The sequence below is a fragment of the Algoriphagus marinus genome (assembly GCF_001936475.1).
Lineage (GTDB): Bacteria > Bacteroidota > Bacteroidia > Cytophagales > Cyclobacteriaceae > Algoriphagus > Algoriphagus marinus.
The window spans coordinates 1-17239 of record NZ_MSPQ01000008.1; the positions used below are offsets into that span (position 1 = coordinate 1).

General features: G+C 40.1%; 11 protein-coding genes and 1 pseudogene. 5 read left to right on the plus strand and 7 right to left on the minus strand.

The features are described 5' to 3' along the window. Nucleotides 1-231: 231 nt before the first annotated feature. From BVC88_RS13445 to BVC88_RS13470, 6 genes are all read right to left on the minus strand, one after another. Nucleotides 232-894 (minus strand): LytR/AlgR family response regulator transcription factor, encoded by a 663-nt coding sequence (locus BVC88_RS13445; protein WP_075351230.1) that lies wholly within the window; start codon nt 892-894, stop codon nt 232-234. A 1-nt stretch (nt 895) separates the two neighbouring features. Then, entirely contained in the window at nt 896-2314 is a 1419-nt protein-coding gene (locus BVC88_RS13450; protein ID WP_075351231.1) for a sensor histidine kinase, read from the minus strand. A 465-nt stretch (nt 2315-2779) separates the two neighbouring features. Beyond that, nucleotides 2780-4246: an SLC13 family permease gene (locus tag BVC88_RS13455; protein ID WP_075351232.1), complete on the minus strand. Its 1467-nt coding sequence runs from the start codon at nt 4244-4246 to the stop codon at nt 2780-2782. 198 nt (nt 4247-4444) lie between these two features. Beyond that, nucleotides 4445-5959 carry a Do family serine endopeptidase gene (locus BVC88_RS13460; RefSeq protein ID WP_075351421.1) on the minus strand — a complete coding sequence of 505 codons (1515 nt, stop codon included), beginning with the start codon at nt 5957-5959 and terminating at the stop codon, nt 4445-4447. Nucleotides 5960-6713: 754 nt separating this feature from the next. After that, nucleotides 6714-7628 (minus strand): ceramidase domain-containing protein, encoded by a 915-nt coding sequence (locus tag BVC88_RS13465; RefSeq protein ID WP_075351233.1) that lies wholly within the window; start codon nt 7626-7628, stop codon nt 6714-6716. A 126-nt stretch (nt 7629-7754) separates the two neighbouring features. Continuing rightward, nucleotides 7755-8216 (minus strand): hypothetical protein, encoded by a 462-nt coding sequence (locus BVC88_RS13470; RefSeq protein ID WP_075351234.1) that lies wholly within the window; start codon nt 8214-8216, stop codon nt 7755-7757. 543 nt (nt 8217-8759) lie between these two features. On the opposite strand from BVC88_RS13470, the gene greB reads away from it, so the two are divergent. Beyond that, the gene (gene greB / locus BVC88_RS13475; RefSeq protein WP_075351235.1) at nt 8760-9275 is read left to right on the plus strand and encodes a transcription elongation factor GreB; all 516 of its coding nucleotides are present in this window, start codon (nt 8760-8762) and stop codon (nt 9273-9275) included. Between the two features lie 211 nt (nt 9276-9486). Here greB and BVC88_RS13480 read toward each other — a convergent pair whose 3' ends face one another. Continuing rightward, nucleotides 9487-10680 carry a PP2C family protein-serine/threonine phosphatase gene (locus BVC88_RS13480; protein WP_075351236.1) on the minus strand — a complete coding sequence of 398 codons (1194 nt, stop codon included), beginning with the start codon at nt 10678-10680 and terminating at the stop codon, nt 9487-9489. A 311-nt stretch (nt 10681-10991) separates the two neighbouring features. On the opposite strand from BVC88_RS13480, the gene hsdR reads away from it, so the two are divergent. The 4 genes and pseudogenes from hsdR to BVC88_RS13500 all read left to right on the plus strand — a co-directional run bounded on the left by hsdR (nt 10992) and on the right by BVC88_RS13500 (nt 17234). Continuing rightward, a complete protein-coding gene (hsdR, locus tag BVC88_RS13485; protein WP_075351237.1) occupies nt 10992-13364 on the plus strand; it encodes an EcoAI/FtnUII family type I restriction enzme subunit R in 2373 nt (790 codons plus the stop codon). Nucleotides 13365-13387: 23 nt separating this feature from the next. Next, nucleotides 13388-13853, plus strand: a pseudogene (gene tnpA, locus BVC88_RS21770) (IS200/IS605 family transposase). 210 nt (nt 13854-14063) lie between these two features. After that, nucleotides 14064-15503: a class I SAM-dependent DNA methyltransferase gene (locus BVC88_RS13495; protein ID WP_075351238.1), complete on the plus strand. Its 1440-nt coding sequence runs from the start codon at nt 14064-14066 to the stop codon at nt 15501-15503. After that, entirely contained in the window at nt 15504-17234 is a 1731-nt protein-coding gene (locus BVC88_RS13500) for a restriction endonuclease subunit S (RefSeq protein WP_075351239.1), read from the plus strand. It begins immediately after the preceding gene. Nucleotides 17235-17239 lie beyond the last annotated feature (5 nt).

Here is a 17239-nt window from a genome sequence, read left to right on the forward strand (position 1 = left end):
AAATTGATCAACCGGATTTTTGCCTTAATCCGTGATAATAGAAAACACGAAAAAAATTATCAACCAAACCTTGCCTGATCCATAAGAATATCGGGGGAGAATAGAGAGCAGAGAATAAAAAATAGAACTGAATTTTTAAGAATTGGAAATGGACCAAAAAGTATCTATTGTTTTCTTTGCGAAACCTTTGTTGGCTTTGCGGTTAAATAAACTTGAAACATCGAAGGATATTCACAAAATCGTCCCTATAAAACTTACACTTACCGGTACCACATGTTTTCCCAAATGAACCTGGTGACGTTCGATTTTGTCAAGACGGTTTTTATTGACAATGAAGGAGCGATGCGTCTTTTGGAAAAAGGAGGGAAGGAGCTTTTCCAATTCCCCGAAGGTCATTCTTGAAATTAGTTTTCCATTTTCCAATTGAAAAGTCACATAATTCCCTGCTGCTTCACAGAAGAGTAACTCTTCAAAATTCACCCGGATTTGCCCTTCGGAAGTCTTCACAAATAAATATCCTGCATCATGTGAGGGTTGCAACGCTTTCCATTCCTGCGCTTTTTGACAAGCCTTCATAAAGCGACTTAGCGGAAAAGGCTTGAGTAAATAATCCAGCGCATCCAATTCAAAACCCTTTACGGCAAAGTCAGAATAGGCCGTAGTAAAGACAACCAAGGTTTCCTTTGGAAGCATAGTGGCCAAATCAATCCCGGAAATGTCCGGCATATTGATATCCAGAAAGATCAGATCGACCGGATTATTTCGGTGGTACTCCAAGCCTTGAATTGCATCGGAAAATACAGCTTGGAGTTCCAGAAAAGGGATTTTTGAAGCATGAGCCTTGATTACTTCCAAGGCCATATTTTCATCATCTATGGCGATTGCACTGATCATATTACTTTAATTGAAGGGAAAAATGTACGAAATGCTCCGCATCATTCCCGACGATAGTCAAAGAATGTGCTTGTGGATAGAGTAGTTCCAAGCGTTTTCTGACATTTTCCAATCCGATTCCAGATTCATCCTTTGGATCCTCGGTGGCCTTTTTGGGATGCACACTATTCACTACATCGAGATGAATAGAACCTTTCAGGCATCGAAGATTAATCTTAATCCAAGACTTGTTTTTAGTACTGATGCCATGTTTGAAGGCATTTTCGATAAAAGGAATCAACATCATCGGGGCGATTTCGCCTTCGCAGAAGTCCTCCTGAATCTGGATGGAAAGCTCCAGATTTGGCTCCTTTCCGAAGCGAAGCAATTGGATATCCAGGTAGTTTTGAAGGTATTCGATTTCCCGCTTGATCGAGATTTTATCCTGTAGGTTCTCATGTAGCATAAATCGCATCATATCCCCAAGCTTCTGAATTCCGTCGGATGTCTTTTCCGCATTTTCAGTCAAAGCAGATCCATAAAGCGTATTCAGCGCATTGAATAGAAAGTGTGGATTGATCTGGGATTTGAGGAAACTCAGGTTGGCCGAACCTTGATTTACCTGAGTGGAAAGCGAGGTGATCTGACCTATGTACGAGTCATATTTTTTGAAAAGCAGGGAAGTCAGGGGGAAAAATAGCACTTGGATGAAAGCAACTGTCCCTAAGCCACCTATGAAGAATATTTCTTCTTGATTTGCCTCTGCGGAGATGATCATGAAAACTATCAGAATTAAGGCCATTAATCCCCAATTATATGATCTGGATTGTTTGATGAGACCTTGCTTTCGTTTTCCATAGACTAAAAAGAAATTGAAAAGGCTGGCTACGAATATCAAAGGAATAAATATTCCAAAAATAATAGATGGACCATCGCTAACAATTGGATTGAGTTGGAGTAGAAACAGAAAAACAAAAAGATAGACAAAAATCAGCCTAGAAATATTGTAAAGCTGAAAGTCTCGGACTTTGGGGGGGGTAAGTGCTTGACTTAAAACATGTGATCCTAAAAGAAAGCAGATATAAAGAACGACAGTTCCCAAATAAAAGGCAGGAAAAGGCGCTTTGATCAAATTAGCATTATACCCAAAAATAGCGCTCACAGCGAATGAGGCAAGCCCAATGACTACCATCCAGACTACGGATGGCAATTTTTTAGTTTCCACTTGATACTTCGGAATTAGGACCATATGAATCAAATGGAAAGCACTATATAAAGTAGCTAGGATAATCAGTCGACTTGTAAACTTGAAAATTTCTTGGCCCGAATCGTTGTAAGATCGAGGTTGGTATCCAAAAAGGATAAAAATAAATGCTGTTAAAATCGCGCTGGTGACGATCCACCATTCGATTTGTCGGAAAGCTAGAGATTGGCTTTTCATGGGTTGGTTTTTTGATTTTGGAAATTCATGTTTAGCTCAACTTCGGCAACTTGGTGATCTGTTTTTGGACTTTTAGTATCTGAAATCATTAAGATAAGATTATAAATTATTCCTAAGATGATCAGAAGATAAAAGCGGTTTCGAGTTCCCATTGCTGCTGGCTAATTGATAGGCCAAGATTAGTTCGATGCTTAAAGACATACAAAAAATTGTGACGAATCCAATCGAATTAGGGATGGAATGAGATTTTGGATTTTTGATAGAAGATTTATGATTTTCTCAAATCCGACAACCGATAACCGACAACAAACCGCGAATGATGAATACTAGACGTCGAATAGCGAAGTACTAACAACCAGGACAACCACAACAACAGAACTCTAATAAGAAATCTAGAATAATCAATGTTAAACGTCGAATTTCAAAGTAACCAAACTTCCAACCTCCGACTTCCAACTTCCTAACTCAGAAAGGATTCCTCAGCAAATCAATCCCCCACATCCAAGGCAGTACAAAATACACCATGAGGGTAATTAAAATGATGGAAAAGATATTCAGCCAAAATCCGGCTTTCACCATATCTTTCATCTGTAAATAGCCCGAACCAAAAACCACCGCATTGGGAGGCGTGGCGACCGGAAGCATAAAAGCACAGCTTGCCGCCAAGGTAGCTCCGACCATCAATCCAAAAGGATGCAAGTCCAACTTGATCGCCACGGAAGCCAAAATCGGTAAAAGCATGGAGGCGGTAGCGACATTTGAAGTAACTTCCGTCAGGAAATTTACTGAAGCGATGATAATCATCAGCAGTAAGAAGAAGCTGATTCCTTCGAGTAGCGTAAACTTTTGACCGATCCATTCTGCCAAACCGGTACTTTGGAAACCTTCTGCCAATGCCAGTCCTCCTCCAAACAGAATTAAGATTCCCCAAGGAATGCGCTCGGCGGTTTTCCAATCCAAAATCCGATCGTCGCCAGAGGAGGAGGGAAGGATAAAGAGTAAAACGACTCCGAATAGCACTATAATGGTGTCATTGATTTGTGGTAAAAAAGGCTGAATAAGAATCTCTCTGAAAATCCAGGAAAAGCAAACTAACCCGAATACCAGCATCACATTCCACTCTTCATAACCTATTCTTCCTAAAAGACTTAGCTGCTTACCGATAATGCTTTTTTCATCGGGCAAACTAAATCGCTTTGGTAGTGGATTGGCAGAGGAAACTAAGTAATACCAGCATACCAACAATAAGAAAACCGATAGTGGCAGTCCAAACATAAACCATTCATTGAAGCCAATGGTATACCCGTATAAATCCGAGATAACCGCAGCCATAATGGCATTAGTCGGAGTTCCAATCAAGGTGGCAACTCCGCCAATGGATGCACTATAGGCTATTCCCAACATAATATTTTTACCCAGCCGATCAGCGATACTTATGTTTCCATCGCCTAATTGAGCTTTAAACTGGCTAACAACTGCCAAACCAATCGGTAACATCATCAGAGATGTAGCTGAATTTGAAATCCACATGGAAAGAAATCCTGTAGCAAGGATAAATCCCAACACGATGCGGCGCAGGTCAGTGCCTAATAAATTTATTATGTTAAGTGCAATTCGGCGATGTAATCCCCATTTCTCAATTCCTGTTGCCAAAAGGAAACCGCCCATATAGAGCAAGACGGTAGGATGCATGTAATTGGCGGATACTTTTCCAATAGGAAGTATCCCAAGCAGCGGCATAAAGATCAACGGAAGGAATGCAGTGGCTGCAATTGGGATCGCTTCAGAAATCCACCAAGTGGCCATCCAAGCCGCAAGAGCAAGCATGGCTTTGGCTTCAACGGAAAGTCCTGGAGATTCCACCAAAAAATAAATCAACAGGAAAGCAATCGGTCCAAGGTAAAGCCCTAATCGGGGTATTAATTTATTCATAGCTGCCTGAATACGGGGTGGTGGTGAATCAGGCTTGAATATAGAAATAATCTAGAATATGAAGAAGTCGCAAATATCTATTTAACATAATATAAATTATATAACAATTAATTAATTATATCACCAACTTATCGATTGGATACTATATCACTCCAAACCATTGATGATAAGTCCAGAAATAACTTGAATTAATAAGCTTTATAAGCCAAAAGCATAGTAATAATCACCCGGAAGATCTTCGTAAACACCTTCTATTAGAACTCCGCCTTTTTTGTTTTCAAGGGCTTTTGCCAATTCCTCGGTATTTTTGATTACTTGACCGTCCACTTTTGTGATGATGAAGCCTTCCCGTATTTCGGTATGTTTTGTCAACTTCCCCGGGTATAATTTTTTCACTCTCACTCCTCCCTCAATTTCAAGTTTCTTCGCCACATCTTTTTCTACATCTTCAAATTCAGCCCCCAATACATTGAAAATCTCTTCTCGATTCTTGGCTAGAAACTTTACTTCCCCTTCTCGATTTTTAAGTTCCACTTTCAAATCAAGTTGCTGTTTTCCTCTGGCTATTTTCAAATTTAGCTGGTCTCCAGGTCGGTGGCGGGCAATAATCTCCTGAAGTTCAGGAGCTGTACTGACTTCAACATCATCAATCTTCAAGATCACATCCCCGACTTTAATTCCTGCATCCAATGCAGCACTATTTTCTGCTACACTATCGATGAATACGCCACGATTCACCTCCAAGTCTTTTTCTTTTGCTAGGTTGCCGTCAACACCACGAATGGTTACTCCCAAATATCCTCGTTGTACAACACCGTATTTAAAAAGGTCATCAACTACTTTATTAACTATATTGGATGGCACTGCAAATCCATAACCTGCATAAGATCCGGTAGGACTAGCAATAGCAGTACTTATTCCAATCAGACCTCCTTGCAAGTTTACCAATGCACCCCCGCTATTCCCTGGATTGATGGCAGCATCTGTCTGAATAAAAGACTCAATAGCATACTGATCTCTCAAAATATTGATATTTCGTGATTTAGCACTTACAATTCCTGCAGTAACGGTGGAGTTCAAATTAAAAGGATTACCCACTGCAAGCACCCATTCGCCCACTCTCACTTCATCGGAGTTGACAAATGGTAAAGAGTGTAAACCATTTTCCTTCACTTGGATCAAAGCTAAATCCGTACTTGGATCTGTCCCAATTACAGTTGCCTTATAGACGCGATTATCGTGAAGGGTAACTTCGATGTCATCTGCATTCGAAATCACATGATTATTGGTCACAATATATCCTTCATCATTAATGATCACGCCCGAACCTGTTCCGATCCGTACCTGTGGTTGATCCGGAAACTGTCTCTGGTCAGGGGGACCAAAAAATTGGTCGAAGAAATCATCCCTGAAAAAATCCCGAAAAGGATCAGGCAACTCTCGATACTGTTGAGGCTGTCGACTTGAGTAGTTCTCAGTATGGGTAGACTTAATATGAACAACTGCATCCATGACTTTTTCAGCAATATCCGTGAAATCAAGAGGTACAATTTCATTATTTTCGTTGAGCGTATAGAGCGAACTTTTTACAGGCGCACCATCTAAATGCTCAATTTTGAGTGTTTTAGCATTAGGCAGGATCTGAGGGGCTGCCCAAATCACTCCCAGAGTTACAACAAGTGCCACAATGCCGGATATGAAATAGCTTTTCATTGTCATTAAGGTTTTGGTGTTTTTATCTTAAGCATCATTCAATAGCGCATCATTTTATTGGGCTTTTTACCTCAATTTTTACGCTATCTGAAACTGCCACTTATCAAATTCCATAAATCCACAGCAGATACCAATGATGTAAGGCATTGAAATGATTGATCTTAGTCATCGATTGTAAAACATACTCTCATTTCCAGAAAGTGGTTTTACATAAAAAAGAATATGTATATCCGCAATTGCACCAGCACTAAAGTGAAAGCAGAATAAGATTTATGAAGTCGAAATTTTTACAAAATCTCAAATAGCCTTCTTAATTAGCTCCGAAGGAGCCAAACCATTCATGACCCTGTACGGAGTGCAGGGCAGTCATTGATAATTTCCTTCCTGTGAGCCCTGAAAGGGTGAAACTTCAACGTGTCACCCTTTCAGGGCTCCTTTTCTAATATCTTGACTTTGCCCCCGGCTACACCGGGGGTTATGAATTGTTACGATCCTTCGGATCTTAGGCTACCAAACATTGACCTTTATATCTCCTAATTAAATTTGCCTAGTGGCATCTTTGCGGATAATCATAAAAAAGAATGTAATAATTTAAAAAAAGGCCACTCTATTTCTGATGATTCTAGACAAGCTTTAGCCTCTAAAGACTCCACTTAATCTAAAAACAATCCCTCTCAGTGAAAACGTTAAAAGCACCAAATCCCAAAGTTTAAATGTACTGCAAGGCCAATCTACAAGTGTTGAAAGAATTGGGCTACCCTATTCGATTTCCCTCACGCTCCTCAGACCTGAAATACAAGTACAAAAACACAAACAGCATACAAGACAGGAAATGCCAAACAGCATGCCCTTGAAAGATGGCGTCCGGAGCGCTAAACTGGTCAGCGATATCAAGGTCACGCACTTTTGAACCTAAAAGAATCGAAGCAACTCCAGCCACAAACCAAGCGATTTGCAAGTGTTTTCCTGGTTGAATCAGGCTGGATATCGCAAATAGAAAAAGTACTGCAGTCAGGTAATTGGAAATCCTGGCAAAAGAATAATCCCATTTGTAAACCGAAAAGTAAATCGAACTAAAAATAGCCAAAACAGCAATGATTGGCCAGCTGGGGTAAATTTTGGAATTTCTCCTGAACTGAATCTGAGGAAGCCAACTGCCAACCGCAATCGCCACCATACAAATCATCATGGCGTACATCCCTCCTACGTCAAACTGCTGCCCATATCGGGTTAGCGAAGCATGGAAAAACCCACTTCCTAATCCTAAATAGATTCCGGAAATGCCAAATAAAAAACCTATCGCTGGAGTAGCACAAAGATACCCTCGGGCCAAAGACCAGTTCCTTTTCCAATCGTAGATCGCCAATGCGATGGCATAAAAACCAAAACAGATATACACCAGATTGGACCAGGTGTTGATTCGTGTTCGAAAGATGCTATCCGGATAGATTTGCTCACCATACTCAGGCTGAAGAAATTCATCTGCTGGAGTCCAATCCGTCCAAACCGGAACTTCCTGAAAAACGCCAAAAAGCACAAGAAAAAACAGGAATACGATTAAAGTACCGCCTAACCCGATGCCATGAACCCAGCGCGGTAAATGATCCAATTTTAATCGCTCCAGCATGCTTTTTCGAATCTGTTTTTCTGTTGGACGGGATTCAATCATCGTTTTTTCATTGGAAAGGATTTAGTATAAAAATAGAAAATAGCTTAAGATTAATCGGACGCTAAAGTGCTGTTTTCTTTTTGACTAAGTGATTCAAGAAACGTTCTATTTACTAGTAAATCCCCACTAAGCTCTCATACCCAGCACTCCTCTTCTCAATTCAATATTTTCGCGGACGGTGCGAGCAGCTTCCTTCAAATAGGCAATATGTTCTTCCCGTCCATACAAAGCATAATCATCCGCCAGGTTGGCACCGGGCTTTTCCCTTCGTTCATAGCGGCTGTTCTTGAGCTGCTGCGCTTTTGGGCTAAATTCCTCTATGCTATCTCCAGTATCAAAATAAGCATCCTCATCCTGAGGCAGGTTATTATTTCGTATCGTCACAAACGGCAGCCCACCGACCTCAAACACAATCTCAATGGCGATGGCCTCCTTCGAATAAACGATCCAAAACTCCCTGCCTTTGAATTCACTCTTGCTCAGCTCATAGCCAAACTCTGAGATCAAAAAATCAAAACCAAGGTCTACCTGCTCCAGATGCGTATTAAATGCTAGACTTTTGGTAAGGGGTATATTTTTTAGGCTCATTTTGGAAAATAATAATGGGAAATAATTGGTAGATACCTTGAAGAATCAGGTTGTAAATATTCAGGATTGAAAGAGTTGAATAATAGTCAAGCTGTTTTTTATAATCTGATTATTCGCAATTATGCTAGTAGATCAAACTGGCCTCGACTTCGCTCGGCCTTCGGATTCGGGGTTAATTATGGTGGGGGAAGAAAATGCGGCGAGGCCGCATTTTCTTCCCCCACCTAATTTAAAACCTAAGGCTCACCGAGCGAAGTCGAGGTGAATATCCATAAAATTTGGTAACTGGAATGAAAGCATATATACACATTTTATAAAAATAAAGCGCCTTTATTCTAAATCTAAAGCCCAAAGATCCACATTTATCGGGATTAAGCGCTGTGATTAGATTTTCAATTCGCTAAATCCAATTTTTCAAACGAAAGCGAAATCCCCAACCAATCAAAACAATGAATCAAGAACAGGAAGCGTCGCAAGGGGCTTACAATCCAATTCTCATCAATCTATTATCTTGTGAAAATTTTCAAAGTAAGATCATTTATCATGAGGCGCAAAATCCCAGAATCAACGCTACCAAAACTTAATCGCTCACCATTTATTACTTCCGAAGGCTTACAAAAATTAAGGGAAGAACATGATCATTTGTGGCGAGTAGAACGTCCTGACGTTACCGCTAAGGTGGCATGGGCCGCAAGTTTGGGAGATCGTTCGGAAAATGCCGATTACCATTACAACAAAAAACGTCTTCGAGAAATTGATAATCGCCTACGTTATTTGCGTCAGTGTATAGATGACTTTAAAGTGATTGACTACCACCCCAACCAAGAAGGAATAGTGAATTTTGGTGCTTGGGTAGAAATAAAAAACGAAAAGAAAGGTCTTAAAAATCGTCTTCGAATTGTTGGTTACGAAGAGTTAATAGGTAACAAAGATTACATCTCTATGGACTCTCCCATGGCTAAATCGCTTCTTGGTAAAACTGTTGGAGATGAGGTGATAGTGAATACCAAATTGGGTGATTTTGTGTGGAAAATTCTCAAAATAGAGTACCAAAAGTAGTTTCGCGCTTCTATTCCTTTTTTACAGATTGTAATTTCAGAATATGTATATCCGCAATTGAACCAGCAAAAGGTAAAAGCGACTTAATTTATGGGAAACACTAGCATTGCTGTTTCTTCTGTCTTTGAGTCTCTGTGCCTTTGCGGGGGATGGATTCTGAGGGTTAATTCAAAAAAATCCTCCTTCCGTAATCAGATAATTCTCCAGGATTTTACTTTAAAACCTCAAATCCAACCATAGTAAAGTCATCATTGAAGGTTTCCTTTCCACTGTACTGTAATCCAAACTGTTTGACACTTTCCAATAATTCTGCAATCGGTAAGTGTGCGTTGTCTACCAGAAAAGAAATAAACTCCTCCCGATTGAGCATGACCTCATCTCTGTTCCAGAGTTCTAGTATGGCATCCGTGTAAAGCAAAAATTTATCTCCGACTTGAAGCTGAATTTTGGCTTCGGAATAGTTAACTGATTTACTGCTGAAAGCACCCACCAATGGGCTTTCCGATTTTAATGAAATGACTTCCTTTATGGCAGGACGGAGGACAAAACCTTCGGGATGACCGGCTTGTGTGAAGTTTAGCGTCTTGTCATTCGCATCATAAATGGCATAAAACATCGTAATAAAAGAACCTCTCGGCATTTTATTATACAATTTCTCATTCGTGACACTGACTACATGAGCTGTCGAAGTCGATTGGATTGCAATATTCTTAAAGGCAAATGAAGTCATAAAGGTCAACAGCGCTGCAGGCACGCCATGTCCCGTCACATCAGCGATTAATACGCCATAGCGTCCATCGCCCAGATCAATGATATCAAAGAAATCTCCTCCAATTTGATCCACTGGTTCAAAGAGGGAAGCAAACTGAATTTTTGAAGTAGTAGGATGAGTAGTTGGCAGGATAAAATTCTGAACCCTTCTTGCCTCGTCCAATTCAAAATTGATCTTCTTTTGAAAGAGCTCCAACTCTTCATTTGCAGCTTTCAATTTCCGCTGCGTTTCTCTCAATTCAGTGATATCTGACTGTACGCCCACATAATGCGTGGTCATTCCATTTTGATCTTTGAGTGGGGTGATGGATAGCCTGTTCCAAAAAGGCGTCCCGTCTTTTTTATAATTGAGAAGTTCTACTGTAGTCTGCTCGCCGCTTCGAATCGCTCTTCGAAGTTGCTCGATAGGAGCCTGATCGGTCTCCTCCCCTTGCAGAAAACGACAATTTTTCCCCACTACATCTTCTTTGGAGTAGCCAGTCAATCGCTCAAAGCCATCATTGATAAAAATAAGTGGACGGTCAGGCTGATCCATTGCACTGATGGTAATGCCCTCATTTGCTGTATTAGTAGCTTTGATCAGCAAATTCTCAAACTCTTGAAACAAACTCTTTTCTTCGGAACTCTTTGTCATCTGAGAACTAAGTTACGCCTATTGCCTAGGAGGATAAAACGCCTCATGTAAATTTTTTAATTACTGTCAGGTTGGGTAATGATGTAGAATAATCAATTCAATGCCTGGAATCGGGGGAAATGAAAGACGTTTTACAGCACTTGATACCTCTTGAAACTCTCTGTTTGCTCAAAAATCCCTATGGTTTTCTTTTATAATTTAAAATTAAGTTCGATTTCGAATAAAAAACTACTAAAACTTACACCAAAGGATTTTTCCTTCTGGCTCAAACTAATATCTTTAGAAAGTAATTTTTGATCTAATTTTTTCTAATGGACAAGAAGACCCTTTCTGAACGCGACGTCTGTACCAAATTAATAACCCCAGCTATTGAAAAAGCTGGATGGAATATCAAAAAGCAAGTTCGCGAAGAAGTCTCTTTCACTGATGGAAGGGTGATTGTCCAAGGAAGTCTTCACACCAGAGGTCAACGAAAAAGAGCTGACTACATTCTTTATTATAAGAATGACATTCCGATTGCAATCATAGAAGCAAAGGACAATAAGAAGCCTGTTGGGTCAGGAATGCAGCAAGCAATTGAATACTCGGAAATCCTTCAACTTCCTTTTGTCTTTACTTCGAATGGGGATTCTTTTGTCTTTCATGACAAAACAAACGATATAAGAAGAGAAGAGGAAATAAGTTTGGATTCCTTTCCAAATCCTGAGGAACTTTGGGTTAAATATTTAAAATATAATGGCTTAGAAGAACCTGAAAAACGGAAAATAGTCGAGCAAGATTATCATATCGATGAAAGCGGAATGAGTCCCCGCTATTATCAAGCTAATGCAGTAAACCGAACCATTGAAGCAATTGCAAAAGGACAAGATCGAATCCTATTGGTGATGGCAACTGGCACAGGCAAAACCTACACTGCATTTAATATCATTTGGAGATTATGGAAAACAGGAATCAAAAAACGAATTCTGTTTTTAGCTGATCGGAATGCCTTATTGACTCAAACCAAAAATGGGGACTTCTCCCCTTTTGGTAATGATATCATGCATATCATTAAAAATCGAAAGATTGATAAATCCTACCAAATTTACTTCGCCCTTTATCAGGGTTTAACAAGTAACGAAGAAGAGAAAAACGCATACAAAGAATTCAGCAAGGACTTCTTTGATCTGATCGTCGTGGACGAGTGCCATAGAGGATCAGCTTCTGAAGCTTCTGCATGGAGAGAAGTCCTGGACTATTTCGAGGGAGCAACTCAGATAGGAATGACTGCTACTCCAAAGGAAACCAAGGATATTTCCAACATGGATTATTATGGTGAGCCTGTCTATACCTATTCCCTGAAGCAAGGAATCATGGATGGGTTTTTGGCTCCTTATAAAGTAGTTCGAATCACGACAAATCTAGATGAAGGCTGGAGACCATCGGCAGGAATGCTGGATAGATATGGAAATGAAATCAAGGATAGAATTTACAACCTAAAGGATTACGATAGGAAAATGGTCATCGATCAGCGGACGCAACTGATCGCCGAGAAGATTACTGAATTCCTGAAAGCCACAGATCGATTCGCCAAGACAATTGTCTTTTGCATTGACATAGAACATGCGCAACGAATGAGACAGGCACTGATCAATGCTAATGCGGATTTGGTATCAAAGCATCCTTATTATGTCGTCAAGATTACCGGAGATGATGAGATCGGGAAAAGGGAGCTGGATAACTTCACCGATGTGGAAGAGCGCTTTCCTGTAATCGCCACCACTTCTAAAATGCTTACCACAGGAATCGATACTAAAATGGTGAAGCTTATTGTCTTAGAATCCAATATCGCTTCCATGACTGAGTTTAAGCAAATTATTGGAAGAGGTACTAGAATAAGAGAAGCGGAAGGAAAACTGTTCTTCACCATTATTGACTTTAGAAAAGCGACCAATCTCTTTGCTGATCCTGATTTTGATGGAGATCCTGTACAGATTTATGAACCAGGAATTGAAGAATCACCTGTGCCACCAGAAGAAGAACCATCAGATGATCTTGATCTAGTTGCAGATCCAGAGCGACCTGAATTAGAAACCCTTCCTCCGAATATTGATATTTTGGAAGGAGATCCTGAAGCGGAGCCCAGAAAGTACTACGTTAATGATGTGCCTGTCACAGTAATCAATGAACGGATTCAATATTTCGGTTCTGATGGAAGATTAATCACCGAATCGCTAAAAGATTATACGCGCAAAAACATTGATAAGAACTTCAGTTCTTTAGATGCATTTATTCAACGTTGGTCTGAATCAGAAAAGAAAGAAGCACTTTTAACTGAACTCGCGGAGCAGGGAATATTATTGGAAGCTTTACGTGAGGAAGTGGGCAAAGACATGGATGCTTTTGATTTGATTTGTCATGTCGCATTTGATCAACCTCCCCTCACCAGAAAAGAACGGGCTGAAAATGTGCGTAAGCGCAATTACTTCTCCAAATACAGTGAAAAGGCTCAGGAAGTATTAACCACCCTTTTGGATAAGTATGAAGAAGAGGGAATCACGACCATCGAACAAGGATCAATCCTCAAAGTACAGCCGCTTAATCTGCTAGGTTCACCAGTAGAATTGGTACGAGCCTTTGGAAAACCCAAAGATTTTGATGCGGCAATCAAAGAATTAGAAAACGAAATATATCAAACGGCTTAATAATGTCCTTTGAGGAATAAAAGATGGGCACCTTTTCACAAATATATATCCAAGTGGTAATGGCAGTAAAAGGCCGGTATAGTTTGATTTCTCAATCTTGGGAGGAAGAATTGTATAAATACATCACAGGGATAATAACCAACAAAGGACAAAAGCTAATCGCTATTAATGGGATGCCTGACCATATTCATATTTTAATAGGCTTGAAACCATCTGGCTGTGTATCTGATTTAGTGCGAGAGATTAAAAAGTCGTCTAATACATTTATTTAACGAAAAGAAATTTACCAAATCGAAATTTGAATGGCAGGAAGGCTATGGAGCTTTTTCCTATTCACATTCTGCCTTAGATCATGTGATTGCATATATTCAAAATCAAAAGGAACATCATCGAAAAAAATCATTCAAGGAAGAATACATTGATTTCTTGAAGAGATTTGAGGTAGAATTCAAGGAAGAGTATTTATTCAAATGGATAGAAGATGAATAAAGTTAGACCTCGAAGAGGTCAAATGTTTATAAAATAAATAACGAACGAAAAGGACAGACCTCGAAGAGGTCACATATTTATAGCAATGGAGCGATTGTCCGGATTAATACGACCCCCTCGGGGTCGTACATTTCCATCTCGAATTGTAGCTATAAACATTTGATCCCGTTGGGATCAATTAACGAACAATAAAGAATTTAAAAAATAAAAATGTCCCTAATAACAACAAACATTAAAGGCATCCGCGATATCATGCGGAAAGACACAGGAGTAGACGGAGATGCACAGCGTATCTCCCAAATGGTGTGGATGCTCTTTATGAAGATTTTTGCCGATAAAGAGGAAGAATGGGAAATCACCATTGAGGACTACGAAAGCCCGATTCCTGATAACCTCAAATGGCAAACCTGGGCTGCAGATGAAGAAGGCCTGACGGGCGATGACTTGATGGACTTCATTAATAATAAGCTGTTTCCTGCTCTTAAAGAACTGGATATCACCATCAGTCCTCAAGCTAAGATTATCCGATCGGTTTTTGAAGACACCTACAATTACATGAAAAACGGAACGCTTTTCCGTCAGGTAATTAACCAAATCAACCGCATCGATTTCAACAGCTCTTCTGATCGACATTTATTCAATGACCTCTATGAAACCATTCTAAAGGAACTGCAATCTGCGGGATCTTCCGGGGAGTATTACACTCCACGTGCGGTCACGCAGTTTATGGTGGATATCATCAATCCTCAGCTAAAAGAATCTGTTCTTGACCCTGCTTGCGGTACCGGTGGATTTCTAACCTGCACCATTGATCATAAAAAAGCACTGGTGCAAAACAATAAGGATGAGCGGGATTTGCAGGCTACGATTCGAGGAATCGAGAAAAAGCCTTTACCGCATTTGCTGTGTACCACCAATCTGATGCTGCATGGCTTTGATGTACCAGCCGTTCGTAGAGATAATTTGCTGAGCAAGCCTTATGCGGATTGGGGTGCTGGGGATAAGGTAGATATCATCCTGACCAACCCTCCTTTTGGGGGTGTGGAAGAAGATGGTACCGAAACCAATTTTCCACAGAAGTTCCGAACCAAAGAAACTGCCGATCTTTTCTTGGCCCTAATTATTCGCTTGCTGAAAGATGGCGGAAGATGTGCCGTGGTTTTACCTGACGGAACGCTCTTCGGGGAAGGTGTGAAAACCCGAATCAAAGAGGAACTGATGGAGCGCTGCAACCTACATACCATCGTGCGACTTCCCAATGGCGTATTTAATCCCTACACAGGCATCAAAACCAATGTGCTCTTTTTTGAAAAAGGAACACCCACCAAAGACATCTGGTATTTTGAGCATCCCTATCCGGATGGGGTAAAGAGCTATAACAAGGGCAAGCCAATCCATATCAAGGAGTTTGACTTGGAAAAAGCTTGGTGGAATAACCGGGAAGATGAACAATACAATGCCTATGCCTGGAAGGTGTCAGCGGATGAGATTAAAGCCAGAGGTTATAATCTGGATATCAAAAACCCACATCAGGAAGCAGATGACCTAGCTTCACCAGCCGTGATTCTGGAAAAATACAATGGTACTTCCAAAAAGATCAGCAGCATACAGGATGAGATTATAAATATACTAACCGAGGCTTTGAAATAAATGAAGTTATTAGAACATTTCAAGGAATTGACGATGCATCCCAAAAATGCAGAAGAGCTAAAAGGCTTGATCCTGCAACTTGCTGTTCAGGGCAAACTCACTAAAAAGTGGCGTGAAGAAAATCCTGATGTTGAGCCTGCTTCTATTTTACTAGAGCGAATTAGATCTGAAAAAGAAGTCTTGATACAAAATAATAAGATTAAAAAGGAAAAATTACTTCCAGATATCACTGAAGATGAAATTCCATATGAATTACCAGAAAGCTGGGTTTGGACTAGATTAAATAATGTTTGTGAATATATACAAAGAGGAAAATCACCAAAATATACAGAAGAACCAAAAATACCTGTCATCTCACAAAAATGCATTCAATGGGCTGGTTTCGATATATCGAGAGCTAATTTCATAACCGAAGAATCTCTCGAAAAATATGGTGAGGAAAGATTTCTTCAAGTGGGTGATTTGCTATGGAACTCCACCGGAGATGGTACGATTGGGAGAGTAATTTCTTATCCTGGTTCTGATTTTTCTAAAGTTGTCGCAGATTCACATGTCACAGTAGTAAGAGGGTTCAAGAAATATATTATTCACGATTATTTATGGACTTTCACCGCAAGCCCTCTAATTCAAAATTTAGTTGCGGGAAGAGTTTCTGGAAGCACTAAACAAACTGAACTTGGTACTGGGACAGTCAAACTAATGGAATTTTCTCTTCCTCCCCTCGAAGAACAAAAAGCCATTGTCAGCATAGTCAATACTTTGTTTAAAGAAGTTGAAGAATTAGAGCAGCAAAGCAAAGCGCGTATAAAGCTGAAAGAAGACTTTGTGACTTCTGCCTTGAATCAATTGGCAAATGGAGATACCGCCACCGAATGGGGGTATTTACAAGCCCATTTTAAAACCTTCTTTACCGAGAAAAGCAGCATCAAAAAACTCCGGGAAAGCATTTTGCAATTGGCTGTACAGGGGAAGCTGACTCGAGATTGGCGCGCCCTTCGACAAGCTCAGGGACCGGAAATGGAGTCAGCCACTACCCTACTCGAACGCATCAAAGCCGAAAAAGCCCAACTGATCAAAGCTGGAAAAATCAAAAAGGAAAAACTACTTCCAGAGATCTCAGATGAGGAGATTACTTATGACTTGCCTGAAGGATGGGTTTGGTGTAGGTTTCAAGAGATATTTGATATTAGAGATGGTACACATGACTCGCCAAAAGATGCCCTTGGTTCTAATACTTATCCACTCGTAACAAGTAAGAATTTCAATAACGGTGAAATCGATTTTGAGACAGCAAGAAGGATTTCTTTAGAAGATTATTTAAAGGTGATTCAAAGGTCACAAGTTCACTCAGGTGATATTTTGTTTTCAATGATAGGAGGAAATATTGGTAACCAAGTTGAGGTTGGAATAGTAACAGAGTTTGCAATAAAAAATGTGGCACTTTTCAAACATTATCGATATGGATTACCCGTTCCAGGGTTTCTAAAACTCTTTAGTCAATTCATTGCTATGAGTTTACAGGGAGAAGCCGCAGGAGGAGCACAACCTTTTGTTTCACTTAAATTTTTCAGAAACTTGATTATCGGATTGCCACCAGAAGCGGAACAAAAAGCCATTGTAGAAAAAGTCAATGCCTTAATGGGCTTCTGTGATAGCCTAGAGAAAGAAATAGAACAAAACACTCAGCAGCTGGAGGATTTGATGCAGAGTTGTTTGAGGGAGGTTGTTTAGCATTT

What these genes read in the sequence shown, in the direction of transcription:
- BVC88_RS13445 (WP_075351230.1), bottom strand. Translation starts at nt 894, where the DNA reads ATGATCAGTGCAATCGCCATAGATGATGAAAATATGGCCTTGGAAGTA.
- BVC88_RS13450 (WP_075351231.1), bottom strand. Translation starts at nt 2,314, where the DNA reads ATGAAAAGCCAATCTCTAGCTTTCCGACAAATCGAATGGTGGATCGTC.
- BVC88_RS13455 (WP_075351232.1), bottom strand. Translation starts at nt 4,246, where the DNA reads ATGAATAAATTAATACCCCGATTAGGGCTTTACCTTGGACCGATTGCT.
- BVC88_RS13460 (WP_075351421.1), bottom strand. Translation starts at nt 5,959, where the DNA reads ATGAAAAGCTATTTCATATCCGGCATTGTGGCACTTGTTGTAACTCTG.
- BVC88_RS13465 (WP_075351233.1), bottom strand. Translation starts at nt 7,628, where the DNA reads ATGATTGAATCCCGTCCAACAGAAAAACAGATTCGAAAAAGCATGCTG.
- BVC88_RS13470 (WP_075351234.1), bottom strand. Translation starts at nt 8,216, where the DNA reads ATGAGCCTAAAAAATATACCCCTTACCAAAAGTCTAGCATTTAATACG.
- greB (WP_075351235.1), top strand. Translation starts at nt 8,760, where the DNA reads ATGAGGCGCAAAATCCCAGAATCAACGCTACCAAAACTTAATCGCTCA.
- BVC88_RS13480 (WP_075351236.1), bottom strand. Translation starts at nt 10,680, where the DNA reads ATGACAAAGAGTTCCGAAGAAAAGAGTTTGTTTCAAGAGTTTGAGAAT.
- hsdR (WP_075351237.1), top strand. Translation starts at nt 10,992, where the DNA reads ATGGACAAGAAGACCCTTTCTGAACGCGACGTCTGTACCAAATTAATA.
- BVC88_RS13495 (WP_075351238.1), top strand. Translation starts at nt 14,064, where the DNA reads ATGTCCCTAATAACAACAAACATTAAAGGCATCCGCGATATCATGCGG.
- BVC88_RS13500 (WP_075351239.1), top strand. Translation starts at nt 15,504, where the DNA reads ATGAAGTTATTAGAACATTTCAAGGAATTGACGATGCATCCCAAAAAT.